The sequence below is a fragment of the Limosilactobacillus difficilis genome, from assembly GCF_947387495.1.
Classification (GTDB): Bacteria; Bacillota; Bacilli; order Lactobacillales; family Lactobacillaceae; genus Limosilactobacillus; species Limosilactobacillus difficilis.
Genome location: NZ_CANDNU010000099.1, coordinates 1 through 903, shown reverse-complemented (window position 1 = coordinate 903; position 903 = coordinate 1). Strand labels below are relative to the sequence as shown.

General features: G+C 39.6%; 1 protein-coding gene. It reads right to left on the bottom strand.

Features of this window, described 5'->3' with window-relative positions; all coding sequences use genetic code 11:
* The coding region (locus QOR82_RS09115) for an IS30 family transposase (RefSeq protein WP_283584420.1) at nt 1–873 on the bottom strand (873 nt) is incomplete at its 3' end.
* Nucleotides 874–903: the final 30 nt, after the last annotated feature.

Here is a 903-nt window from a genome sequence, read left to right as displayed (position 1 = left end):
GTAATTATCAATGTCGGTTCTTTTGGGAAAATACTCTCTAATCAGCCCATTAGTGTTTTCATTGGTACCTCGTTGTTCTGGTGAATATGGGTCCGGCCAATAGATGGTTACTCCTAAACGTTCTTGAACTTCGTTCAAGCCAAGAAATTCTCGGCCATGATCTGGAGTTAGCGAGTGGACAAACTCTTTAGGAATGGAGCCTAAAAGATCCACTAATCCTTGGTTAACGTCGCTAGTTTCTTTGTGGTTAATCTTTTTAATTAGCACCAGCCGACTTAAACGATCAACTACGGTTAATAAAACAGAGTGTCCTGTTTTTCCCATTACAGTATCAATTTCCCAATCGCCAATCCGTTGACGATCATTAATGAATTTAGGACGATCATGAATTGAAAGATAATTAGTCTTTGGTTCCTGGTGTTTTCTAGTGTCTTTAGGGTGGCGTGTGCGGTGCTTATGTCTTAAGTGTCTTTTAATACCTGTATCACCGTGTGATGAAAACTTCTCACCTAAATTATGCCTGTAGATGTGGCGATAGATGGTGTTATAACTCACACACCATTGGCCTTCTTTTCTAAATCGCGAAGCGATTTGTTCAGGAGACCAATGGGACTCTAGAATATAGTGAGCAATTTTTTGACATAACTGTGAATGAACATCTAACAACAGTGGTTTGTGACAATTTTGTCGTTTTTTACGATAATCACGTTCGGCATCACTAGCAGAGTATTCTCCAGAACAACGTTTTAATTCTCGAGAAATGGTACTCGGACAACGCCCCAAGCGAAGCGCAATTGCTCGGATAGAAAGTCCCTTTGCTCTTAAACACATAAGCATTTCGCGTTCTTTTATAGTAAGATGTATATAGCTCATAACGGATTACCTCGATTAGTTTGATTTGGT